22 protein-coding genes and 1 tRNA gene are annotated in these 23835 nt (G+C 43.3%); 17 read left to right on the top strand and 6 right to left on the bottom strand.

Annotation, left to right across the window (positions count from 1 at the left end; translation table 11 throughout):
* Positions 1–35: 35 nt before the first annotated feature.
* The gene (locus LIX84_RS02540) at positions 36–503 is read left to right on the top strand and encodes an OsmC family protein (RefSeq protein WP_005392541.1); all 468 of its coding nucleotides are present in this window, start codon (positions 36–38) and stop codon (positions 501–503) included.
* Positions 504–578: 75 nt separating this feature from the next.
* Here LIX84_RS02540 and gdhA read toward each other — a convergent pair whose 3' ends face one another.
* Complete coding sequence (gdhA, locus tag LIX84_RS02545) at positions 579–1931, bottom strand: NADP-specific glutamate dehydrogenase (protein ID WP_039437518.1); 1353 nt, start codon at positions 1929–1931, stop codon at positions 579–581.
* A gap of 302 nt (positions 1932–2233) precedes the next feature.
* Here gdhA and LIX84_RS02550 point away from each other — a divergent pair, with 302 nt between their 5' ends.
* Positions 2234–3244, top strand: coding sequence for a DUF2804 domain-containing protein (locus LIX84_RS02550; protein WP_226420540.1), 1011 nt, complete (start codon positions 2234–2236; stop codon positions 3242–3244).
* 7 nt (positions 3245–3251) lie between these two features.
* Positions 3252–4109 carry a sterol desaturase family protein gene (locus tag LIX84_RS02555; RefSeq protein WP_085344412.1) on the top strand — a complete coding sequence of 286 codons (858 nt, stop codon included), beginning with the start codon at positions 3252–3254 and terminating at the stop codon, positions 4107–4109.
* A 17-nt stretch (positions 4110–4126) separates the two neighbouring features.
* Here the strand turns inward: LIX84_RS02555 and LIX84_RS02560 are convergent.
* A tRNA-Gly gene (locus tag LIX84_RS02560) sits at positions 4127–4201 on the bottom strand.
* A 371-nt stretch (positions 4202–4572) separates the two neighbouring features.
* Between LIX84_RS02560 and LIX84_RS02565 the strand changes: the two genes are divergently transcribed.
* A complete protein-coding gene (locus LIX84_RS02565) occupies positions 4573–5091 on the top strand; it encodes a DUF4136 domain-containing protein (RefSeq protein WP_005397138.1) in 519 nt (172 codons plus the stop codon).
* 575 nt (positions 5092–5666) lie between these two features.
* On the top strand, positions 5667–6347 hold the full coding sequence (locus LIX84_RS02570) for a DedA family protein (RefSeq protein WP_048624942.1): 681 nt from the start codon (positions 5667–5669) through the stop codon (positions 6345–6347).
* Positions 6348–6472: 125 nt separating this feature from the next.
* Here LIX84_RS02570 and LIX84_RS02575 read toward each other — a convergent pair whose 3' ends face one another.
* From LIX84_RS02575 to LIX84_RS02590, 4 genes are all read right to left on the bottom strand, one after another.
* Positions 6473–6796, bottom strand: a complete 324-nt coding sequence (locus LIX84_RS02575) for a hypothetical protein (RefSeq protein WP_182032857.1) — start codon at positions 6794–6796, stop codon at positions 6473–6475.
* 86 nt (positions 6797–6882) lie between these two features.
* Entirely contained in the window at positions 6883–7341 is a 459-nt protein-coding gene (locus LIX84_RS02580; RefSeq protein ID WP_226420541.1) for a hypothetical protein, read from the bottom strand.
* Positions 7342–7671: 330 nt separating this feature from the next.
* Positions 7672–8313 carry a murein L,D-transpeptidase catalytic domain family protein gene (locus tag LIX84_RS02585; RefSeq protein ID WP_226420542.1) on the bottom strand — a complete coding sequence of 214 codons (642 nt, stop codon included), beginning with the start codon at positions 8311–8313 and terminating at the stop codon, positions 7672–7674.
* A gap of 837 nt (positions 8314–9150) precedes the next feature.
* Positions 9151–11517 carry an EAL domain-containing protein gene (locus LIX84_RS02590; protein WP_226420543.1) on the bottom strand — a complete coding sequence of 789 codons (2367 nt, stop codon included), beginning with the start codon at positions 11515–11517 and terminating at the stop codon, positions 9151–9153.
* A 472-nt stretch (positions 11518–11989) separates the two neighbouring features.
* On the opposite strand from LIX84_RS02590, the gene rbsD reads away from it, so the two are divergent.
* The 12 genes from rbsD to vctG all read left to right on the top strand — a co-directional run bounded on the left by rbsD (position 11990) and on the right by vctG (position 23833).
* The gene (rbsD, locus tag LIX84_RS02595; protein ID WP_226420544.1) at positions 11990–12409 is read left to right on the top strand and encodes a D-ribose pyranase; all 420 of its coding nucleotides are present in this window, start codon (positions 11990–11992) and stop codon (positions 12407–12409) included.
* 23 nt (positions 12410–12432) lie between these two features.
* Entirely contained in the window at positions 12433–13938 is a 1506-nt protein-coding gene (gene rbsA, locus LIX84_RS02600; protein ID WP_139061059.1) for a ribose ABC transporter ATP-binding protein RbsA, read from the top strand.
* Positions 13935–14918 carry a ribose ABC transporter permease gene (gene rbsC / locus LIX84_RS02605; RefSeq protein ID WP_006741011.1) on the top strand — a complete coding sequence of 328 codons (984 nt, stop codon included), beginning with the start codon at positions 13935–13937 and terminating at the stop codon, positions 14916–14918. Before rbsA ends, rbsC begins: the two co-directional genes overlap by 4 nt.
* 77 nt (positions 14919–14995) lie before the next feature.
* The gene (gene rbsB / locus LIX84_RS02610) at positions 14996–15874 is read left to right on the top strand and encodes a ribose ABC transporter substrate-binding protein RbsB (protein WP_006741010.1); all 879 of its coding nucleotides are present in this window, start codon (positions 14996–14998) and stop codon (positions 15872–15874) included.
* Between the two features lie 225 nt (positions 15875–16099).
* Positions 16100–17017, top strand: a complete 918-nt coding sequence (rbsK, locus tag LIX84_RS02615; protein WP_226420545.1) for a ribokinase — start codon at positions 16100–16102, stop codon at positions 17015–17017.
* Positions 17018–17050: 33 nt separating this feature from the next.
* Complete coding sequence (locus tag LIX84_RS02620) at positions 17051–18073, top strand: substrate-binding domain-containing protein (protein ID WP_005397164.1); 1023 nt, start codon at positions 17051–17053, stop codon at positions 18071–18073.
* A 500-nt stretch (positions 18074–18573) separates the two neighbouring features.
* Positions 18574–19305: a nicotinamide riboside transporter PnuC gene (gene pnuC, locus LIX84_RS02625; RefSeq protein ID WP_226420546.1), complete on the top strand. Its 732-nt coding sequence runs from the start codon at positions 18574–18576 to the stop codon at positions 19303–19305.
* Between the two features lie 10 nt (positions 19306–19315).
* Positions 19316–20047 (top strand): nucleoside phosphorylase, encoded by a 732-nt coding sequence (locus tag LIX84_RS02630; protein ID WP_226420547.1) that lies wholly within the window; start codon positions 19316–19318, stop codon positions 20045–20047.
* 132 nt (positions 20048–20179) lie between these two features.
* On the top strand, positions 20180–20860 hold the full coding sequence (locus LIX84_RS02635; protein ID WP_006741007.1) for a Crp/Fnr family transcriptional regulator: 681 nt from the start codon (positions 20180–20182) through the stop codon (positions 20858–20860).
* Positions 20861–21023: 163 nt separating this feature from the next.
* Entirely contained in the window at positions 21024–21932 is a 909-nt protein-coding gene (locus LIX84_RS02640; protein WP_134645591.1) for a siderophore ABC transporter substrate-binding protein, read from the top strand.
* A 22-nt stretch (positions 21933–21954) separates the two neighbouring features.
* Complete coding sequence (vctD, locus tag LIX84_RS02645) at positions 21955–22890, top strand: iron chelate uptake ABC transporter permease subunit VctD (RefSeq protein WP_041853077.1); 936 nt, start codon at positions 21955–21957, stop codon at positions 22888–22890.
* Positions 22883–23833, top strand: coding sequence for an iron chelate uptake ABC transporter permease subunit VctG (gene vctG, locus LIX84_RS02650; protein WP_226420548.1), 951 nt, complete (start codon positions 22883–22885; stop codon positions 23831–23833). The genes vctD and vctG overlap by 8 nt, the downstream gene beginning before the upstream one ends.
* Positions 23834–23835: the final 2 nt, after the last annotated feature.

The raw sequence follows: 23835 nt of genomic DNA on the forward strand, positions 1-23835 counted from the left end.
TGTTGATTCGTCAATGAGAAAATCAGGGAGTTAGAATGAGTAAGCATTCCGCTTTAATCGAATGGCATCGCGAAGCTGACGAAGTATTCAGTGATAACCAGTATAGTCGGGCGCACATTTGGAAGTTTGATGGCGGGTTGCAAGTCCCTGCGTCACCATCTCCACACGTAGTGCCGTTGCCATTATCTGTAGAAGAAAACGTTGATCCGGAAGAAGCATTTGTTGCGGCACTTTCCAGTTGTCACATGCTTGTTTTTCTTTCTATTGCGGCGAAACGACGTTACGTTGTGGATCGCTACCTAGATGAAGCAGTAGGGGAGCTGAAAAAAGGTGAAAATGGAAAAGAATGGGTGTCTAAGGTAACACTAAACCCTAAGATAACATTTGCTGGTGATAATCAACCGACACGATCTCAATTAGAAAAAATGCACCACATGGCTCATGAGAATTGTTTTATCGCCAATTCGGTTAAAACTGAAGTGACGACGCTTATTGCAGATTAAATGAAGCTCTTTGTCAAAGCGCAGTGTATCGCCGAATAGTGTTAAGCCAGCAGTCAGGCTGCTGGCTATTGTGAACTAAACGATGCCTTGCTCGATCATCGCATCAGCGACTCTTCTAAAGCCGGCAATGTTTGCGCCTAAAACTAAATTACCAGGTTGACCAAACTCTCGACTGGTTTCGTTTGCATTAATAAAGATGTTTTTCATGATGGTCTGTAACTGGCTATCGACTTGCTCAAAGGTCCAGTTTTGCATGCTGGCATTTTGTGCCATTTCAAGCTGACTGGTTGCAACGCCGCCTGCATTGGCTGCTTTCGCTGGCCCATAAGCCATTTCGGAATCCACGATGATATTGGCCGCATCACGAGTGGTTGGCATGTTTGCGCCTTCACTAATCAAAACACACCCATTATCGATAAGAGCAAGAGCATCGTTTGACGTTAGTTCATTTTGGGTCGCGCAAGGGAATGCGGCGTCAGCTTGATATCGCCATACAGCATGCCCTTCATTAGGATAGTCACCCAACGGCGTATACTCTGCTTCAGGGTAAGTGTCTAAATACTCTTCTAAACTTGCTCTTTTCACTTCTTTAAGTTGCTTGAGGAGCTGCAGGTCAATACCGTGCTCATGATAGATCGTGCCTCTAGAATCGCTGCATGTTACTGGGGTTGCTCCCATGTGGTATAGCTTTTCAATTGCATAGATAGCGACGTTACCTGCGCCAGAAACGAGGCAAGTTTTGCCTTTGAGTGAATCATTACGGTCATTGAGCATGCATTCCGCAAAATATACGGTTCCATATCCCGTTGCTTCTTTCCTAACAAGTGAGCCCCCCCAAAGAAGGCTCTTGCCTGTAAGTACCCCTTCGTAGCGGCCCGTCAATCGCTTATATTGACCAAACATATAACCAATTTCACGCGCACCGACGCCGATATCGCCAGCAGGAACATCGGTAACAGGACCAATGTGGCGGTATAACTCGTTCATAAATGATTGGCAAAATCGCATGATTTCACCGTCAGATTTTCCTTTAGGATCGAAATTTGAACCGCCTTTTCCGCCACCAATTGGAAGGCCAGTAAGCGCGTTTTTAAAAATCTGTTCAAAGCCGAGGAACTTTATGATGCTCGCGTTCACTGAATGATGGAACCTCAGTCCGCCTTTGTATGGACCTAACGCGGAGTTAAACTCGACGCGGTAGCCTTTGTTTACTTGCACATTCCCTGCGTCATCGACCCAAGGAACTCGAAACATGATTTGACGTTCTGGTTCTACGATTCTTTGGATAATCGCTTGTTCTTTATATTTATTATTGCTTTCTATGACTGGAGCGAGAGAAGTTAATACTTCTTCTACGGCTTGGTAAAACTCTTTTTGAGCCGGGCTACTGTGTTGCAACGCAACAATAGTATCGTGTATGTGTGACATAGATCTCTTCCTTGATATGAATAAGCAATCAGTTTATATGAATTTATTCCCATTAAATAGTGATTTTGACCAATTCTCAATGGCTATAATGGTCTTTCCTGCGGATTAGAACGCTCAATTTCCAACTTCTGTTCGTATTGATGAGGAAGATTAAGTGAGTGACATGAGTGGATAGTTGAGTGATCGGTTTCACATATAGCGAGCCGAAGCCAAATTAGTCGATATTGTTGTGCTGTCACGCAAATTGTTTTTGTTAACGTAGTGTTAGCATCTGAGCGTGTTGACTCGAAAAAGATAAAAATATGCATGAGCTTAAGACTCTGGACTCGTTTATGCAGCAAGACGGTCTACCAGTGTTTGGCCATCTTGATGGGATTCCCACATCTTTACAGTTAGATAAGTTTACCTACCTTGATGAGATGGATAAGCCAGCGTCTAAGTGGCGCCGTTACTGTGATTATAAGCAGTTTCAGTTCGTTAATTTGGTCACACCTAACTACGTGATTGGGGTTGCGATTGCGGATATTAGGTATTTAGCATCTGGTTTTTGCTATCTGTTTGACATTCAAAATAATGAGTTAGTGGAGCAGCAGTGGTTAAAGCCTTTTAATATTGATTATCAAACTCAGCCTTCCAGTTGGTCTAGTCATGCCCATCTTGCTGACAAAAGTATTCAGTTTTCTATTCAGAATGGTATTTGGCACGTCCACTTTGTGACAAAGTCTGTCAATGCTGATCTCTACTTACGTCGAGAAAGTATGAGTTTGCCATTAATGTTATGTACGCCAACCGGTTATGCGGGTTGGACTTATACGCAGAAGCATAATGCGTTAACGGTAGATGGCAATTTATTCATATTAGGAAAGGAACAAGATCTTTCAGAAGTGGCTGCTGGTTACGACTTTTCCGCTGGGTACATGCGACGGGAGACAAGTTGGCGGTGGGCGAGTATTAATTGCTTTGAAAGCGGCAGACGGTTGGGGCTGAACTTAGCTGCAGGCGTCAATGAAACGGGCTACTGTGAAAATGTATTCTGGATTAATGGTGAACGGCATTTTTTACAGCCTGTTCAGTTTCAATTTTCACGAAATGATGAAGGACAAAGATGGCATATCACGTCGGAAGATAAACGGATTGACCTAGTATTCACGCCTTTAAATCTGCGTTCAGAAAAGAAGAACTTTTGGTTTCTCAAAAGCAATTTTCGTCAATATATCGGCTATTTCTCTGGCTACATCGTTGATGGGAATGGTATCAAACATCAGTTAGAAGAAGTCATAGGTCTTACTGAAGATCACTATGCAAAATGGTAGAAACACAATGGATTGGACACAGTTGATGGAACGCCCTGAATTACTTCTGATGATTTTGGCGCCAGTTTTCTTTTTATGTATGGTTGCAGAGTACTGGTTTGGACAACGAAGGGGACGTTTACCTGAAAGCGCGATGTATTATATTCCGGAAGTTGTATGTAATTTTGTACTTGCGGGCTTACACCAAGCGACAGACATACTCACGGGTTTACTGATTGCTCAGTTATATTTGTGGTGGTTTGATTGGCGATTGTTTGATATCGAAATGAGCGTTTCAGCGTTTTTGTTACTTGTCGTCCTGCAAGATTTTTTCTATTACTGGTTTCATCGAGCTAGCCACCGTATTCGTTGGATGTGGGCTGCGCACGTGGTCCATCACAGCTCGGAGAGAATGAATTTCAGCACCGCGTTTCGTCAAAGCTTGATGTATCCGTTAGCGGGGATGTGGATTTTCTGGTTGCCTTTGGTGATTATTGGCTTTGATCCTAAGTGGGTCGTCTTCGTTGTGCTGTTTAATCTGGGCTTACAGTTTTTTGTTCATACTCAATCAATTCGCTCGCTTGGACCGCTAGAGTGGGTATTTAACACGCCATCTCATCATCGTGTTCATCATGGTATAAACCGTCAGTACATCGACAAAAATTACGCGGGAGTGTTGATTATCTGGGATCGGATGTTTGGAACGTTTGAACCAGAAGTGGAAACCGTTAGGTATGGAATTTCTAAACCTGTAAACAGTTTTAATCCCATTCGAGTGACGTTTGCAGAATGGAAAGATATGTTTTATGACGTAACGCGACCAAATTTAACGTGGAAACAACGTTGGCGCTGTCTATTTGCTCCGCCATCGGATTCTTTTGAGTAGATTGAGATAAAAGAGATTGGAGCGGGCAGCGGGAATCGAACCCGCATCATCAGCTTGGAAGGCTGAGGTAATAGCCATTATACGATGCCCGCGCATCGATAGGACTCAGCTAATATGCCACACTGAACGAAAAAGAAAAGTCTTTTCTCATCAATTGTTTGTCAGGTGCCTAAAAAAGTAGCGTCTTGGTGTTAAAGTGTTCATTGTCTCTGTTTTTCAGGAGGGTCAGCGATTCCGCTTCTAAAATCGATGGCTGCTAATTGGGGGTAAACACACTGTCTACTAGCGTTTAGGCATTGATGATATTAAAGATTGTCAGTGTAAAGGTTAATCGCGTTTATTGAACAGTCAGGTTTCATGGTCAAGACTAGATATTGAAATGATTACTTTTTACTGCTGAAGCGTATGTATAGCACTAGCGTAATTCCGCTGAAACAGTCAGCTTAACCAAAGGAGATTTAACATGTGGAAAGGTTTGATATTAGGGGCGGTGATGATGCTCGTGTCTGCTTGTACAACCGTAACGACGGATGTTGATAAGCAAGCCGATTTTTCAGCTTACAGAACGTTTGATTTCGGTGCCCAAGCAGAAGCCCCTACGAGTATTGATGGTCGACGTATTGAACAAGGATTGGCTGAACAGCTTGAAGACAAGGGCCTAATTAAAGTGAATAGTGGTGGGGACCTTTACGTTCATCATGATATCGTCGAAGAGTCCGAGCTTGTCTCTTCTGGGTCTTCGGTGAGTTTCGGTTATGGTTGGAATAGCTTTGGCGTGATCACTTCAAGCCCGGAACGATACAAAGAACGTAAGTATGGCAAACTGGTGGTAGAGCTTGTTGATGCAAAGGCTAATCAGGTTGTGTGGAAAGGTGTTTCAAGCAGGAAACTGTCTGAGTCTATGAGCTCTGAGAAAAGAGAATCTCTGATTGAAGAAGAAATTGCGAAAATGTTTGAAAACTACCCTTACGGTGAAAAATAATTAGTATTCTTAACGATTAAGAATACTAATTGCCAATCGTTACGCACAGGGTTAAAAGAACTTATTATTTTGGTTTTGGTTACCTTTGTGCGTACGACTCTGATTGCTTTACTCGGACTACTTTTCTGCTTGTTGGCTCCGAGCATGAGTATGGCGCACTCATACCCAAATTTTCTTTCATTTCATAACCAGAATATTGCTGTTGACGCTAAGTCGAAGCACTTTTCAGAATACCCTGTCTCTCCAATACAACAAGACTATCCGAGTTTAAACAGCCGGAATATATTGAGGGTTAGCCATTCTAAGGAAACGAGCTCGAACGACGATGTAGAGCTCGAATGCTTTGAAACGCTTGCTGTAGTATGGTGGACACATCGTTCGGCATTTCACTCGATGGGGCCGCTAAAACGCATCGGCAATGAAGCTTTAGGTCGTTGTGTTGAAAGTATTTTTACTCATTCTAAATACAGAATCGGTGCGAGGAAAGAATCGAATCTCATATACCGCTTTATACATGCTCACTAACACATTCCATGTTTTTACAATTTTTGGTTAGTTATGCTTAGGAGCGGTTTATGTTTGATTCGATAATTCAGGTCTTGAGTGCCTTTTGGCATCAAGATTTCACGGCGTTAATGGCGCCAGGCGGTGCAGGATTGGTTTATTTTGTTGTTGCTGCGCTTATCTTTTTGGAAAGTGGTTTTATTCCTGCTGCGCCATTCCCATGCGACAGTGTCGTCGTATTATCCGGTACGCTGGCGGCGGTTGGCGTCCTTGATCCCATTATGATTATGTTGGTAATAGCTGTTAGTGCGGGGCTAGGAAGTTGGGCGGCTTACTTACAAGGCAAGTGGCTAAATCGCTTACCTAAGGTTCAAGGCTGGGTGAGCGCGGTTCCTCAAAAGCGTTTGGAACAGGTCGACGTATTACTCAGTAAACATGGATTGATCGCACTTTTTTGTGCGCGGTTTATTCCGGTTGTTCGTTCCCTATTGCCATTAATGATGGGGTTGCGAGTGAAAGGTATTAGTAAATTCCATTACTTTGCGTGGCTGAGTGCGATTTTATGGACGCTGATATTATGCGGTTTTGGTTTATTGCTTCCCTTGTTACCAGAGAATATGAGCAAAACGATCACAATGCTATTAATGGCGGCCCCAATAATTACACTCGTGATTGGGGTACTTAGTTTCTTGTTTGTTAAAGCACGTCGAGCGTTCTGTAAATCCAAGGATGTGTCAGAGTTTTCCCAGTAAGTTTACTTTGAGTTGCACTTTTAAGCTTGTATACAGATTAGACATCTAATCGGCTGGTTTTTATCAGTAAAAAGAAAGGCGCAATGTATGCGCCTTTCTTTTTGAGTGTCGTTAGGGTTTCGAGTTTAATAGCCAATGCTATATAGGTACTCGCCAACCTCTTTACACTGAGACTTGTAGATAGTTTCAACTTCGGATTCATTCTTATCTGCTGCTTTAAATTCAAGCTCAGCAGAAGATAACTGGCTGAAACTATAGTTTCTTTCAGACATTAGGTAGTGTCTGAACATCGCTCTGTGTTCTGGAATCGCAATACGTGCATTAGAAACGTTGGCACACTCTAGCAGAGTCTCATTGCTCATTTCTTCTGGCTTTGCTTCTGTGTTAGCGAAGGCAGAGCCCGTTGCAAATAGTAATGCTAGTGCGATAGTCGTAGCGAATTTTGTCATTATATGGACCTCAAATTGGTTCTAGTAACAATGAGCGTATTGGTTCTCATCGTTACATTTCCGTGTTCTCTGTATGTCATAAAAAGTTAAACAACAGGGAAGGCGTTGCGACCATGAGTAAAGACGTACATCAAATTGGCTTCTTTTCTTCCTGAGAGTCGATAGAGAGAGCGTTTACTCATCAGCCCGCCATAACCATCAAGAGGTAAGCGAGATGCTTGTTTCGCCAATTCCAATAGTGGTGGGGAAGAGAAAGCAACAAGTAAAAAATAATCAGGAGTAAAATCAGATGATAAAACACCATCAGTGGCGGATGTTCGACGGCAGGAAACCAGCGCTAACAACTCGCGCTTTATGTGCAGATAATAACCTTCTGAGCCCCAAGAACTTGGAGAGGCAAATGTATGGAATTCGCTGTGTGCTAGTTCAAAATCGTCTTGTTGCGCAAGTTTAAGCAAGCGTTCAGAGGTGTAATGTTTAGTGTGGTGATACGTATGCGCATATGAGACAACGATGAACCCTGAAAATAGGGACAATGAAAGCATCAATAATATACGGTGTAGATAACGCAAGAAGTAACCCTAAACATATAACGTCATAGACTATCACTATGACTACGGAATCTTAGTGACACTATGATAACAATGAAAATCGGTGTTTGACCAACTCAGCGTATACTAACGAGATGGAAGAGGGATGAACAGAGTTTTCTGATGTTATCTAGGTATAAGCTAATACCTAAATAATTTTAGCGTTGAAGCAAGCGAAAACTGGATAAACAGGTAAAGAGAATCTTGATAAAAGGAAGCTTGAGCCAATCCGATTATTTGTTGGGGAAGAAATAGAGCATTCTTCCCCACATAATTTGCACCGTGTTATGCGCTTGCATAAATAACACTGCCGCCTTTTATGGTGTCAATGATCTCACGAGACAACTTCTTTGGCAGTGCAGGGCAACCCCAACTGCGCCCAAGGTAACCATTCTTCTTGATAAAAGAAGGGTTAGCATAGTCGGCACCGTGCACCACGATATAACGCTCGCGAGCTTTATCGTTCAACCCTGAGCTTAGACCATCTAATCGAAGTGAATAACCATTTGATCCGTAGTAGGTGGTGTCAGTCAAAAACGTACCCAGCGATGTTTTACGCGAGTTCACCACGTTTGAAAATTGCGTCGCTGTTTTCTTTCCACTGTTCACACCGTGAGAAACATAAGTATTGTAGATAAGCTTCTTTTTATCTAAATCAACCACATAAAAGCGTTTTTCAGTCGATGGTTTACTATAGTCGATGATGGTTAGTACTGATTTCTTTCTATCAGGTGTTTTTTGGTACGCGATGTAAGCGTCACGAAACAATTTAAAGTCTACTACGCCATCTAACTTTGCTTGTTTGAACACTTGTTCAATTTGATTCTGTGGTATGTGACTTTTGACTTCGTTATCTGCTTGTTTTGCAAAGGCAAAAGGAGAGGCAGACAGAAATGTCCATATAAATAATAAAATTAAATTTTTCATCTTGGCTAAATAAAACTCTATGGTGTTACAAATTTACCGATTGCTTCATGCATTCGTTAAAACAACATGCACATCAATATAATTCTATTCCCAATGTTTCTTATTGTACGCTTAGGTACTTAATATTGGGTTAACGATAAGTTTTCAAGTTAAAAACTAACTGTTTGAAACTCAAATAAATTATGAAGTTAATCGATTGTTTCGATAAACTTCGGCATAAATAATATCTGATATGCGTAATTAATAAAACTGTGTTTAAGGATATTTGTGAGATGGCGAATTTATAAAAACGACGTTTTATTTTTTCTAGATTAGAAACTCTTTTTATTTCAATGTGTTTGTCTTTTGTGCGTCTATTCAGCCTGCGTTTAGATTTGTGATTTGACTCGTAACAAATCGTAACGTCAACTCGTTATGTGTGTTAGTGCATTTTAAGTGAGTGGGTAAACAACAAGATGGATAAGAAAGGTAGAGAAATACCGAGAAGAAGGGCATTTCCTGTTCACAAGTGATAAAGCTAAGCGAGGCTGACACATGAGCTTCTACACGAATCATCTAAGCCGGTGATTAGCAGTACAAAAGTAAGTTTTGTCAGCTTTTACTTATTTCCTCATGTTTTCAATTAAATACATAAAATCTGAACTAAACTTACCAAAAATTAATTCTATCGTTTTGATTAAATATTTAAATAACTGAGAGATTTCATCGAAAAATAATAATACCAAAAATTAACGTACGAACTTATGTGGTTGCTTATATTATTGAAACTAAGGGTAAAGTCTTGTTTCTATATTATATAAGTACAGCAGCCACATACATGGCTTCTGTACTTAATCTTTAATAAGATGTCCCTTGAACAGTAATTGAACCTACTATGGAACCATCGAAGCGGCTATCGTCATTTGCGGATTGCCACCACAAATTCAGTTGTTCCTTACTCATTGGCTTACCAAATAAATAGCCTTGCATATAGTCACAGCGGTAGGACGATAACCATTCATGCATCACATTGTGCTCAATACCTTCTGCGGTGACCGTTTTATTTTGAGCGTGGCATAGATCGATGATGGGTTTGATCACATGACCGTTGTTGGTTTTCATCAATGTAACGAGGAACTCTCGGTCAAACTTGATCTTTTGAACTGGATATTGAACAAGTTGAGTCAGCGATGTATAGCCAGAGCCAAAGTCATCAATGGCGAGACGATAGCCACGCTTCGACAGCTCATCAAGTAATGCTGTACCTTGTTGTTCTGCGGCAAAGGTTTCTGTTATTTCTAACTCAATACATTCTGGCTTCACACCGTTTTTGCTTGCTTGGTCATGAATATAATTCGCCATTTCGATGGAGTTAAGTTCTGCTGAAGAGAGGTTGATCGAAAGGACAATGTCTTTGCCAAAAATATTTCTTAATTGGTGATATTCCGCTGTAGCGTTGGCGAAAACCCAGCGATCAATTTTATCAAATAAGCCCGCCTGTTCCGCGATTGGGATAAACTCTTTCGGAGGCACGGGACCAATGCCTTCCGCTTCCCAGCGCAATAATACCTCTAGTCCTTCAATCTCGTTGTCCCGATTATTCATATAGGGTTGAAAAACGAGATGGAACTCTTCTTCCACGTTGCTTTTTCTGAGCGCTCGCTCAAGCTGACTGCGTCTTTGAGACTCAACATTGAGAGCAGCTGAGTAATAAGCGTACTGGTTTTTCCCGGCTCGTTTGGCTTGATACATTGCCGCATCGGCACTGGAGAGTAATTTCGCGACGTCTGTACCGTCTTGAGGGTACTGAGCGATACCTACGCTTGCAGTCACGGGGAATGAATTACTCCAAGGTGGACTGAGATTGCTAATCGGTTTTAGCAACTCTGAGGCCAGCAAGTCGGGTAGGCGTTGTGCTTCCTGATTTGAGCTCAATAAAATAGCAAATTCGTCACCAGACAATCTTGCTGCAAAACAGGGACTATCGTAGTCGTGCGAGAATTTTTGACAGACATTTTTGATGTGTGATGAAAACACCTTTAATAAGTTGTCTCCCAGTTCATGCCCGTATTTGTCATTAACGTACTTAAAGTTATCGAGATCGACATAAATGACCCACAAATGCTGCGAAGGGGAGACGAGTTCACGAGTTGCAAGTTCATGGAAACGATGGCGATTAGCGAGTTGCGTTAGGTGATCCGTTTCAGCCAGGCGTTTTGTCTTCTTATATATGACGTTGAGCTCTTCATACATATCAAAAAAGCGTGAGGATAAGCGTCCTATTTCATCGTTTGTTTCTAGCTTTTCAATGTTGCCGCGTTGATTTGTTTCCAGCTCTTGTAGCTGTTTATCGAGGCGAGAAACGGGGTGTAATACATAACGATACAAAACCAAAACAATTAAGGTGATGGTGCAAAACGCCGCCACACCAAAGGAAAGGGCCAGTTCTAGCCACACTTTATCGACTTTATTCCACATCAAATATTCAGCGGGGGAGAGTACCGCATAAAAGTGTGGCAATAATTCAATCGTCTGAGCGAGAGGAATATCGAGATAAATAGGCTTGTCGGCAAAAGTTATCACGCTATGCGTGTCGAACTCGATTTCGTGCTTGATCTCATTGAAGGCTTCGAGCGATACCGATACCACCACGAAAAAGACATTTTGCGGATCAAAACTTAGAGGTTGTGTCCCTGTTCGTTTGTCGATCAGTTCGTATTGCAGAAGAATACTTTGCCCGCTGGAATTGTAAATAAAGCCAGTATGGTTAAACGCTTCTCTCGTACTAAAGCTTCGCGAGATGTAATCCAATACCTTAGGGTCGACTACACCTGAAGATTCGTAGTATTTATTTTCTGTGTAATAAAGAAGGTTTTGTTTCCCGTCGAGAATCGCCATGCTTGCATCGCCTGTATAGCCATGGCTTAACACATCTGCGGTTTCATCGAGTCGGTTAAATAACACGCGCTCACGATACGGATTGCTATGATTCACCAAGTAGTCTTGCAATACATCACTTTTTCTTAATGTGTATGCATAACTATTGAGGAATATGTTGGCTTGTCGGAACTGCCCAGCGAGCTTTTCCATTTGCAATTGGATATAGCTGTCTTCTCGCTTGATGAGCGTTACTTTTTGAATGCTGTAAATAATATAACTTGATACCAGCGCGCTTAATAAGATCACTGGCGCGACAAGCAAGATGACTCGATTGCTTAACTTCATTATGGTTTTGTGTTTCCGTTTGTGTCCCTACAAACGTCGCATACCACATAAGGTACTGAACGGATGATGTGTTTTGCAAATTGTAACCAGATTGTAAGGTGAGCGTTCTCCAAAATCAGACAACCATCCAAGAACTGTGATGATGTGTAAGGTTTCCATCTCATTCACTAGAGTGTTTCTCAGTAATGGGACGTATCTCTTTTTCAACTGTCTTTAAAAACCTCACTTCAAGTGTAGATTAAACTAGCCATCGAAACGTTTCGATGGCAAAGTGTGACTCATGTACCTTTTTACTATTCGATGACCCGTTAATTACGGATCATTCTCACACCTTATCGATCTCACTCTGGTCAAATTACCACAACGAATTATTATTTCATCGAAACGTTTCGATGAGTTTTCTGTTAATAACGAAAACACTTTAAAACAGGCGCTCATGGTTGTATGAACGTGTAACCGAAAGGTCGATGAGATGAAAAAAAGTACCCTAATTAACTCAGATATTTCTTACTTGGTGGCGACGCTAGGCCACACCGATGAGATCACGATATGTGACGCTGGCCTGCCAATCCCTGAGCATGCACAGCGAATTGATTTGGCGCTAACGCATGGCGTACCAAGTTTTCTTGATACTGTTCGCGTGATTCTATCTGAGTCGCAAATCGAAGGGGTCATCATTGCGGAAGAGTTTTCTGATGTAAGCCCTGTTTTGCATCAAGCATTGCTTAACGAACTGAGCAAAGAGAGCGAAGAAACGGGTAAATCTATCGAGATCAGCTACGTGTCACATGAAGCATTTAAAGCACGCACGGCACAAAGCCGCGCTGTCGTTCGAACTGGCGAATGCTCGCCATACGCGAACGTTATCTTTCAAGCGGGCGTGGTTTTTTAAGCCAGAGATATTGAGGACAGATTATGACTCAAGCCATTCTACAACTGAGCGACATTGAGAAAGCGTTCCCGGGCGTAAAAGCACTGGACAAAGCGAGCCTGAATGTTTACCCAGGCCGTGTCATGGCGCTCATGGGAGAAAATGGAGCAGGCAAGTCAACATTGATGAAGGTGCTGACTGGCATCTATCACATGGATGCGGGTAGCATCCAATATCAAGGCCAACCTGCCGCGTTTAAAGGGCCGCGTGACTCACAGGAAGCGGGCATCAGCATCATTCACCAAGAATTGAACTTGATCCCTGAACTGACGATTGCTGAAAACATCTATCTAGGTCGTGAATTTACCGGCACGATGGGGCGTATTCAGTGGGGCAAGATGTATGAAGAAGCAGACAAGTTGCTTCAACGCCTTAACGTTAAACATTCATCAAAAACGTTGCTTGGTGATTTGAGCCTTGGTGAGCAACAAATGGTGGAGATTGCGAAAGCGCTTTCGTTTGAATCGAAAGTCATCATTATGGATGAGCCAACCGACGCGCTGACCGATACCGAGACGGAGTCACTATTTAAAGTGATCAACGAGCTTCGAGAGCAGGGCTGCGGCATCGTTTACATCTCACACCGTCTTAAAGAAATCTTTGAAATCTGTGACGACATTACCGTGCTTCGTGATGGTAAATTTATCGGTGAATGCAAAGTAGCAGACACTGATGAAGACGGCCTGATCGAAATGATGGTTGGTCGTAAGTTAGAAGAGCAATACCCACGTATTGATGTGCGACATGGCGAAACTTGCCTTGAAGTGATTGGCCTGACTGGCTCTGGCGTTCACGATGTGAGCTTCACGCTGAAACGCGGTGAGATATTGGGTATTTCTGGTTTGATGGGGGCAGGCCGCACCGAACTGATGAAAGTGATTTACGGCGCGTTGCCAAGTGAGCATGGTGTTATCAACCTCGATAACAAAACCATTAACCCGGTTAGCCCACAAGATGGCTTAGCAAATGGCATCGCTTACATCTCTGAAGATCGCAAAGGCGATGGCTTGGTGTTAGGTCTCTCGGTTAAGGAGAATATGTCACTTTGTTCTCTCAATCATTTGACTAAAGGCTTCCAAATCCAACATAGCGACGAAGTGATTGCCGTGGAAGATTTTATCAAGCTATTTAATATCAAAACCCCTACGCGCGACCAAATCATTGGTAACTTATCCGGCGGTAACCAACAAAAAGTGGCGATCGCGAAAGGGTTAATGACCAAACCTAAAGTTCTGATTCTCGATGAGCCAACACGTGGCGTCGATGTCGGTGCGAAAAAAGAAATTTATCAACTCATCAACAAGTTCAAAGCCGAAGGCATGAGCATCATCTTGGTGTCTTCCGAGATGCCAGAAGTGCTGGGTATGAGTGACCGCATTCTGGTTATGCATGAAGGTCGTATTACTGGCGAATTCGATGCGAAAGACGCCGATCAAGAAAAATTACTCGCCTGTGCCGTAGGCAAAAAGATCAATGAGGAAGCAGCATGAGTACTAATACCATGAGCAAACCAACCGAAGCTAGCAACAAGAAGCTGTTCACAAAAGAGTGGTTGATTGAACAGAAATCACTGATAGCACTGATTTTTTTGATTGTTGTTGTGTCATTTTTGAACCCGAACTTCTTTACGGTCGACAATATTCTCAACATTCTTCGTCAAACCTCAGTGAATGCCATTATCGCGGTAGGTATGACACTGGTTATTTTAACCGCAGGCATCGACTTGAGTGTTGGTTCCGTACTGGCGTTATGTGGTGCCTTTGCGGCAAGCATGATTGCGCTTGAAGTCCCGGTGCTGGTGGCGGTTCCGACCGCTTTAGTCGCAGGTGCAGCGTTAGGTGCAATTAGCGGCATCATCATTGCGAAGGGCAAAGTACAGGCCTTTATCGCTACGCTGGTTACCATGACGTTACTACGCGGTGTGACTATGGTGTACACCGAAGGTCGTCCAATCTCGACAGGTTTTACTGACACAGCTGATGCGTTTGCATGGTTTGGTACCGGCTACGCGCTAGGTATTCCAGTACCTGTTTGGTTGATGGTGGTTGTGTTCGCAGCGGCTTGGTACTTACTTAACCACACTCGCTTTGGTCGCTACGTTTATGCACTAGGTGGCAACGAATCAGCGACTCGTCTATCTGGTATCAATGTAGACCGAGTGAAGATTGGTGTGTACGCCATCTGCGGTATGCTGGCAGCGCTTGCAGGTATCATCGTAACTTCTCGTCTATCTTCCGCTCAGCCAACTGCAGGTATGGGTTACGAGTTAGATGCGATTGCTGCGGTTGTACTTGGCGGTACCAGCTTGATGGGCGGTAAAGGCCGTATCATGGGTACCTTGATTGGTGCGCTGATCATCGGTTTCTTGAACAACGCTCTTAACCTACTAGACGTTTCCTCTTACTACCAAATGATTGCCAAAGCAGTGGTTATCTTGCTCGCAGTACTGGTAGACAACAAAAACAAATAATCCATAACCATTAAATCCTGAATACAAACCGAGCCAGTGGGCGTGTGCTGGCTCACCCTACACAAAGGACTAGAACGATGAAAAAACTTGCAACTCTTATCTCTGCTGCACTTCTTTCTTCCACTGTATCAGTAGCGGCACAAGCCCAAGATACGATGGCGATTGTGGTTTCGACGCTAAACAACCCGTTCTTCGTAACGATGAAAGACGGTGCGGAAGCTAAAGCGAAAGAATTGGGGTACGACTTAATTGTACTGGACTCGCAAAATGACCCGAGCAAAGAACTGTCGAACATCGAGGATTTAAGTATTCGCGGCGTAAAAGCTATTCTTATCAACCCAACGGATTCTGATGCTGTGTCTAATGCGATTCGTATGGCGAACCGTTCTAAGATCCCTGTATTGACACTAGACCGTGGCGCAAGCCGTGGTGAAGTCGTGAGTCACATCGCGTCCGACAACGTGATCGGTGGTGAAATGGCAGGCCACTACATCATGGAAAAAGTTGGCGAAAAAGCAAAAGTAATTCAGCTTGAAGGTATTGCGGGCACATCGGCGGCGCGCGAGCGTGGTGAAGGTTTCATGAATGCCGTGAAGGGGAGCGATATGGATCTTCTTGCCAGCCAGCCAGCAGACTTTGACCGTACTAAAGGCCTAAACGTGATGGAAAACCTACTCGCGGCTAACCCTGATGTACAGGCGGTATTCGCACAGAATGATGAGATGGCGCTAGGGGCACTTCGCGCCGTTCAAGCATCTGGCAAAGACGTCGTTATCGTTGGTTTTGATGGCACGGAAGACGGCATTGCGGCAGTTAACCGTGGCAAACTAGCAGCAACCATCGCGCAGCAGCCAGATCTTATCGGTGCTTTGGGTGTCGAAACGGCTGACAAAGTCTTGAAAGGTGAAAAAGTAGAAGCATACATTCCGGTACCACTAAAAGTAGTGACTAAATAAGTTTGACGTTCAATAAAGCGTCCTAATTTTTGCTCTCTCCTCCGTTTATATCTGTCGTTTATGAGGAGAGGGCAAACATACCCAAGTGACTTAAAAATGCAGGGTATAGATGCCTTTGGCTTTTTATCATGACTCCTTCGTTAAGAAGAGAAGTTAAAGTCATCTAATGTATTTTCCAAAATAGTTTTTCAAAAAAAGGGTTCATTCAGAACCGAGGATAACCGTATGAATAAGTTAGTGGTGTTAGGTAGTGTAAACGCTGACCATGTTCTTCAAGTGCCTTCTTTCCCTCGCCCTGGCGAAACGCTACATGGTCGCAACTATCAAGTTATCCCAGGTGGCAAAGGTGCCAACCAAGCTGTTGCTGCAGCTCGACTCAAGGCTGATATTGGCTTTATTGCTTGTGTAGGCGATGACTCGTTCGGCATCAATATTCGTGAAAACTTCAATATGGACGGCATCGACATCACCGGTGTGAAGATGCAACCAAACTGCCCAACTGGCATTGCGATGATTCAAGTGTCGGATAGTGGTGAAAACAGCATTTGTATTTCAGCAGAAGCGAATGCCAAATTGACAGCAGAAGCGATTGAGCCAGATTTAGAACGCATTCGCCAAGCGGATTATCTGCTGATGCAATTGGAAACGCCGATGTGCGGCATTGAGAAAGCCGCGCGAGTGGCGAAAGATGCAAAAACTAACGTCATTTTAAACCCTGCCCCTGCTCGTGAACTGTCAGACGAACTGCTTGCTTGTATTGATGTCATTACACCAAATGAAACCGAAGCTGAAGTGTTGACGGGGGTAACGGTAACTGATAAAGACAGCGCGCAAGAAGCGGCGAATGTGCTTCATAGCAAAGGTATCGAAATTGTCATGATCACTCTCGGTGCGAAGGGTGTTTGGTTAAGTCAAAATGGTAGAGGTGAGCTCATCCCGGGGTTCCGTGTTGACGCGACTGATACTACCGCAGCAGGGGATACGTTTAATGGAGCATTCGTCACTGGCCTGTTAGAGGATTTACCTTTAGAATCAGCAATTAAGTTTGCACATGCGGCGGCTGCAATTTCTGTGACCCGCTTTGGCGCGCAGACGTCGATCCCAACTCGCGAAGAGGTGGACGCGTTTCTCGCAGCACAATAGGGCCTAAACGCCTCATTAATTAGGAGTAATAACATGGCGACGATGAAAGACATCGCAAAACTGGCAGGGGTTTCCACTTCAACAGTGAGCCATGTTATTAACAAGACGCGTTTTGTGAGTGAAGAGATCTCCGAACGCGTCAATAATGCCGCAAAAGAACTCAACTACTATGCGCCATCTGCTTTGGCGCGAAGCCTCAAAGTCAATCGCACCAAAACCATTGGTATGCTAGTGACCACTTCAACCAACCCATTCTTTGGCGAAGTCGTAAAAGGCGTCGAACGCAGTTGCTATCACAAAGGCTATAGTCTCATTCTATGTAACACAGAAGGTGATAATGAACGCATGCGCCAATCCATTAATACGCTTTTGCAAAAGCGTGTCGATGGTTTGATCTTGATGTGCTCCTCGCTAGAAGGGGAGCGTATCGATGTATTTGAGCGTTATCCTGATATCCCTGTCGTGGTGATGGATTGGGGGCCGATGCTGTTTACGAGCGACAAAATTCAAGATAACTCGCTTCGTGGCGGTTACCTAGCGGCGAAATACCTGATTGATTGCGGCCACACAGAAATAGGATGTATCACCGGCCCTTTGATTAAACACCAAGCACAAATGCGATACGAAGGTTACAAACGTGCGATGAACGAAGCAGGCTTGGAATTTAATGCCAACTGGATCATTGAATCGGACTTCGAATGTGAAGGCGGATACCAAGCATTTATGAAAATGGCGCAGCGAGGCACCTTACCCAGCTCGATTTTCGTTTCCAATGATATGATGGCGATGGGTGTGATTAACGCCGCAAATGAGCTCAATATTAAAGTCCCGGAACAGATTTCAATCATCGGTTACGATGACATACATATCGCGAAGTTCATGTCGCCATCACTCACCACAATTCACCAGCCTAAATACCGTCTTGGGCAAGCTGCCGTGGAAACGCTTGTCCGAAAATTGGATGATAAATCAACAGAAGCGCAAGTCGTGCAATTAGAACCTACCTTAGTTGAACGAAAAAGTGTCAAGATATTAAAGTCAAGCAGCACTAGATGACCTGTGATGTTGAGCTAAAAAATCAAAAAAGTCGTTTCTCTTTATACTATAAAGCCTTACTATCACCATTGATTATAAATAAAAATATTAATTGTTGTCTGGCGGATTAGTTAAATGTTATCAAAAGGTTACGCTAAGTTCTCCGTAAAGCATCCTTGGTTTCACCGAGTTAATGTTATTGCGGTCATACTGATTTTTTTTATGAGCTGTTATCAGCTTTTGGTGAATGAAGCATTCGAGTACGCAATTGGGTTTGTTATTACACTTTTGGCGTCAGCTTTATTTGCATCAGCTTCCGCATTCAAAAAGCGCTATTTAGGTTTGGATTCTTAGGCGTGTTAATTTCCAAGCGGTTCAATTGAGTCATTTATTGCTTTCAAGCAAATATTGAACTGAATTATGATCGAGTGCATCAAGAGGGGGACAAATGTCCTCCTTTTTGTTAGGTGTCACGCCCTAATATAGGCATATTCCCAAACAAAATAATAAAGGACATCGACATGGACCTACTTGCCTTACTCGATATAAACAACACCCTGGTTAACATTCCAATTGGCGGCGGTTACGCAATGAGTTGGATCGAAGCTTTCGGTACGGTTTTTGGATTGCTTTGCATTTGGTTTGCTAGCCAAGAAAAAACCATCAACTACTTATTCGGTTTGCTGAATGTCACTCTTTTTGCCGTTATCTTTTTCCAAATTCAGTTATACGGATTATTACTTCTTCAACTGTTTTTCTTCTGTGCGAACATTTACGGTTGGTATGCGTGGACTCGTCCAAACGCGGAAGGTGAAACGCTGGAAGTACGCTGGTTAAACAAACAGAAACTCATCGCCACTGCTTCTATTAGCGTTGTGTCTATCGCGTTGTTAACCATCTACATCGACCCTTTTTTCTTTGCATTAGCAAACATTGCTGTTGATAGCTTGAATCTCTTTGGTGCAGGTTTGGCTGATCCGGTACTTGAACCTGATGCGTTCCCGTTTTGGGATGCAACCATGACAGTACTTTCTGTTGTTGCACAAATTCTGATGACACGTAAATATGTGGAAAACTGGATTCTTTGGGTTGTGATTAACATCATCAGTGTTGGCATCTACGGGACACAGGGTGTTTATGCGATGTCTGTTCAGTATGCGATTTTGATGTTCATTGCTGCCAATGGTACGCGTGAATGGGCCCGTAGCGCCAAGCGCAATGGCGATAAAACCTTAGCTCAAGCTGCAGCTTAAGGAACGAAAAATGGCGAAACAACCTCATATTGGTGTTGATGAAACACAAGTCGCTCCTCTCGTCATTGTATGTGGTGAGCCAGACCGAGCTAATCGTATTGCCGTATTATTGGATGATGCAGAAATGATCTCGGAAAATCGCGAGTACCGTGTTTTTACTGGCAAATACAAGGACCAGCCTGTTTCAGTATGCAGCACAGGCATCGGCGCCCCATCGATGATCATCGCAGTTGAAGAGCTAAAACAGTGCGGCGTAACTCATGTAGTACGTGTCGGATCGGCAGGTGCGATGCAATCTGGTATTCAGCTTGGCGAGCTAATCATTGCTGAAGGTGCGGTAAGAGATGAAGGCGGCTCCAAAGCGTATGTGGATTCGGCTTATCCGGCGTACGCAAGCTTTTCCTTATTAAAGGAAGTTGAGCGTTACCTGTCAGTACAAGAGGCGCGTTATCATTTCGGTGTGGTACGTTCTCACGACAGTTTCTATACCGATGACGAAGAGGCCATTTGTCAGTACTGGAACAAGAAAGGTATTCTAGGTGCAGACATGGAAACCTCAGCTCTGTTGGCCGTTGGCCGGTTACGTGGCCTTCATGTAGCTTCGATCTTAAATAACGTCGTTTTGTACCAACAAGATGTGAAAGAAGGGGTTGGCCAGTACGTTGATGAAGCGAAAGTAATGATGCAAGGTGAGAAGCTTGCTGCAATGACGGCGTTAGAAGCGCTGATCGCTCAGAGGTAGTCCCTACTAACTTCAGTAACTCTTATAAATCAATGAATGTAAAGCGACAGGCCACTGTCGCTTTTTTATTTGGTGTTACGGGGTACAATCCACCTGAGATAGTTATCAGTAACTTTTCTGAGAGAGCAGAGAATGAAAATCAGCCCGTATCCAACTGGCCGCTTCAAAACATACCTTGAAAAAAAGAGCGTTGCCTTTCGTGAGATGATCTATCAGTGTCAAATTAGTACGCGTTACTTTGATGCTGGGGAAGAAATTCTCCGCCAAGGTGAGCAACTTCAGTACTTATATGTTGTGCCGGTAGGTCGAGTGTCAATGAGTATATTGGCCGCGAATGGGCGACGCTTTCAATTAGGAGAGGCAAACTGCGACTACCATATCTATGGTGAAATGGAGTACTTCACTCAGACTCCTTGCCAATGGAATGTGATTGCAGATGAGCACATGCAGGTTGATGTCATCTGCATCCAAAAACTAACTGAAGCGCTACAAAAGCATCCAGAAATGATGGTGTTCTTTGCTTCAGCGTTGGCCGAAGATTATCAAGATTCTATGGATATCTATACCAATCGGTTATTGCATCCCATTACTTATAATATTGCGTATGATCTTTTCGTCCGTAATCAAACCAACACATTGCTCGGTGGCTTTGACAAAGTAAATCAAGAAGCTGAGCGATTTGGTACTTCTGGTCGTGTTTATCGACGTGCAGTTAAAGATTTGATTGAAAAGGGATTGATTGCAAAAACGGAAAACGGGTTGGAGATTATTGATGAGCTTGCACTTAAAGCATTTATCGAAGCGCATGAATGATACACCTAGATATTGCAATGAATGGTTTTTATAAGTCTTTGATATAGTTGAAGCTCGAATAAGCGTGACTAATGTAAAGTACCTTAAATTTTGTTGAATGCAGTAAAGAGTAACGTTATATTGCGAACGCGCATGATAATAGATCTCATTAAGGCTTAACAAAATGAAAAAATTCGTCGGTGCGGCTATGTTGTCGCTATTTACTGTTTCTCCTTCTTTCGCTGCTAAGGTTGTGATTGACCATTACATGGGTCAAACCGAGCTAGAGCAGTCACCAGAACGCGTGGTTGTGATTGGCTTTGGACCGCTAGATGCGCTGGACAACTTTGGTATCGATCCTGTTGCAGTCTCTAACTCTTCTAATCTGCCTAGCTACCTTTCAAAATACAGCAAAGATAACTACACCTCTGCGGGTAGTTTGTTTGAACCTGACTTTGAAACCATTTACATGCAAAAACCGGATTTGATATTGGTTGGTCCGCGAGCGTCTGCGAAATATGAAGAGCTGAGTGAAATTGCTCCTACGGTCGTTTTTGCTGCGAAAGAAAATCAAGGTTATTGGGAAGGTACGCAAGCACAGTGGCGCAATATTGGTAAAATCTTCGATATCGAAGAAAAAGTAGAGCAGAAAATTGAAGCGCTAGATGCTCAATTCAAAGCAATCCGTGACTACAACCAATCAAATAACAATGATGCGTTAACGATTTTAAGCATGGGTGACAACATCAGTGCGTTTGGAGCTCAATCGCGATTTGGTGTGATTTATAACGATTTCGGTTTCTTGGAAACGGTTGAACACGTGAAAACGGGCACTCACGGAGATGTTATTTCTTATGAATTTATTCGTGAAGCTAACCCGAAAAATATACTCGTAGTTGACCGCAATTCGCTGAAAGGCACGCCAGATAACGATATTCGTAAGTCCATGGATAACGACTTAGTCAAAGCAACCGCCGCATATAAGAATCACAAAATCACTTATTTAGACGTGGACGCGTGGTACTTGTCGATGTCTGGTGTGACTGCAACAGAAAAAATGGTCAGTGAGATCAAGCAAACCGTTGAACTGTAATCCAAGATAGCAGAGGTTAACTTTGAAAAAGTTATTGCTAACCCTTGTGGTTTTAAGCACGGTTTCGTTATTTGTTGGGGTGGCAAACATGACGCCCCAACAACTCTTTTCGGGTGATGAGAAAGCATTAGAGCTTTTCTTTACCAGCCGTATACCACGTTTATTCGCCATACTGCTTGCTGGTGCAGGCTTAAGTATTGCAGGCCTTATTATGCAGCAAATCAGCCAGAACCGATTTGCTGCACCTTCTACAACCGGTACGATCGAATGTGCCATGCTGGGCTACGTACTGAGCGTGGTTTTCTTTGGAAACGACAATCACCTATGGCTTGTCTTTGGTATCTCGGTGTTCGGGACGCTAGCATTTATTTTCTTTATTCAACGCATTCAATTTAAGAGTGTGGTCTTTGTGCCACTTGTCGGAATTATTTTCGGCAATGTCATCCAATCCATGACTACATTTATTGCTTACAAATACGATGCGTTACAAAGTCTAAACGCTTGGACGGTAGCGAATTTTGCCAACATCTTACGTGGTGACTTTGAGCTACTGTACATCGCGGTACCAATGGCTATTCTCAGCTATCTTTTTGCCGCACGGATTTCAGCCGTGGGTATCGGAAAAGATTTCGCGGTTAACTTGGGGTTAAATTATCAGCAGGTTGTCACGATTGGTGTGCTGTTGGTGTCCATCATGTCGGCAAGTGTCGTGATGATTGTTGGGCAACTGCCATTCCTGGGTCTGATTGTACCAAATCTCGTTAGTCACTTTTATGGTGATAACCTCAAAAAGAACATCCCGCTTACGGCCATGTATGGGGCGACTTTAGTGCTGTGTTGCGACTTGGTGAGTCGTTTGATTATCTTCCCTCATGAAATGCCAATCTCTATCGTGATCAGCATATTGGGTGGCGTGGTATTCATCGCGATGTTGTTGCGAGGTAAGCAACATGCGTGATTCAACGAAAATCCTGCTGCTAGGTGGCATTGCGGTACTTTTTGCATGTTTGTTTATTGGTATTGGGCTAACGGCTGACAACTACCAGTATTTTTTATCTCGTAGAGTTCCTAAAGTATTGGCGATAGTGCTAGCGGGTGTGGCTATTGCTCAGTCTTCACTTGTATTTCAAACCATTACGCACAACCAAATTTTAACGCCAAGTATCATGGGGTTTGATGCGTTGTATGTGTTGACGCAAATTTTGATCGTGCTGATTTTTGGTGGTTTGAGTACTTTAGTTCTTAACTTGTACGTCAATTTCACGATTGCCGTAATTGTAATGGTGTCGTTTTCGTTATTGTTGTTTGGTTTTTACTTTTCTAAAGGAAGCAAGAACTTGATTACGTTGCTATTGGTCGGCTTGATCTTTGGTCAGCTATTTTCTAATGCGGCGTCATTTTTCTCTTTGCTGATGGATCCAAATACGTTTGCAATCGTTCAATCGAAACTTTACGCCAGCTTTAATAATGTCAAAGTGAATTTGGTTTACTTTAGTGCGCCAGCTTTGATGTTTGCATGTTGGTTGCTATTTAGTATGCATCGCACTTTAGACGTGTTTTGGCTCGACCAAGACAATGCGAAAAGTTTGGGCGTCGACGTACCTAAGGTGACGCGAAATGTATTCATTATCTCGGCGGTTCTGATTGCTATTTCTACGGCTCTAGTGGGACCAATTATGTTCTTTGGTTTGCTGGTGACCAACTTAAGCCGAGAAATGTTCCGAAGTTACCAACACAAAACGCTACTGGTTGGTTGTTCGTTTCTCTCCATCAGCTCGTTACTGGCTGGGCAATGGATTATCGAGAACGTATTCAGTTTTGAGACGACGTTGAGTGTCGTTATTAACTTTATTGGTGGTGCGTATTTCTTATACCTACTACTGAAAAACAAAGTTGTATAAAT

This window comes from Vibrio sp. E14 (genome assembly GCF_020515785.1).
Lineage (GTDB): Bacteria > Pseudomonadota > Gammaproteobacteria > Enterobacterales > Vibrionaceae > Vibrio > Vibrio diabolicus.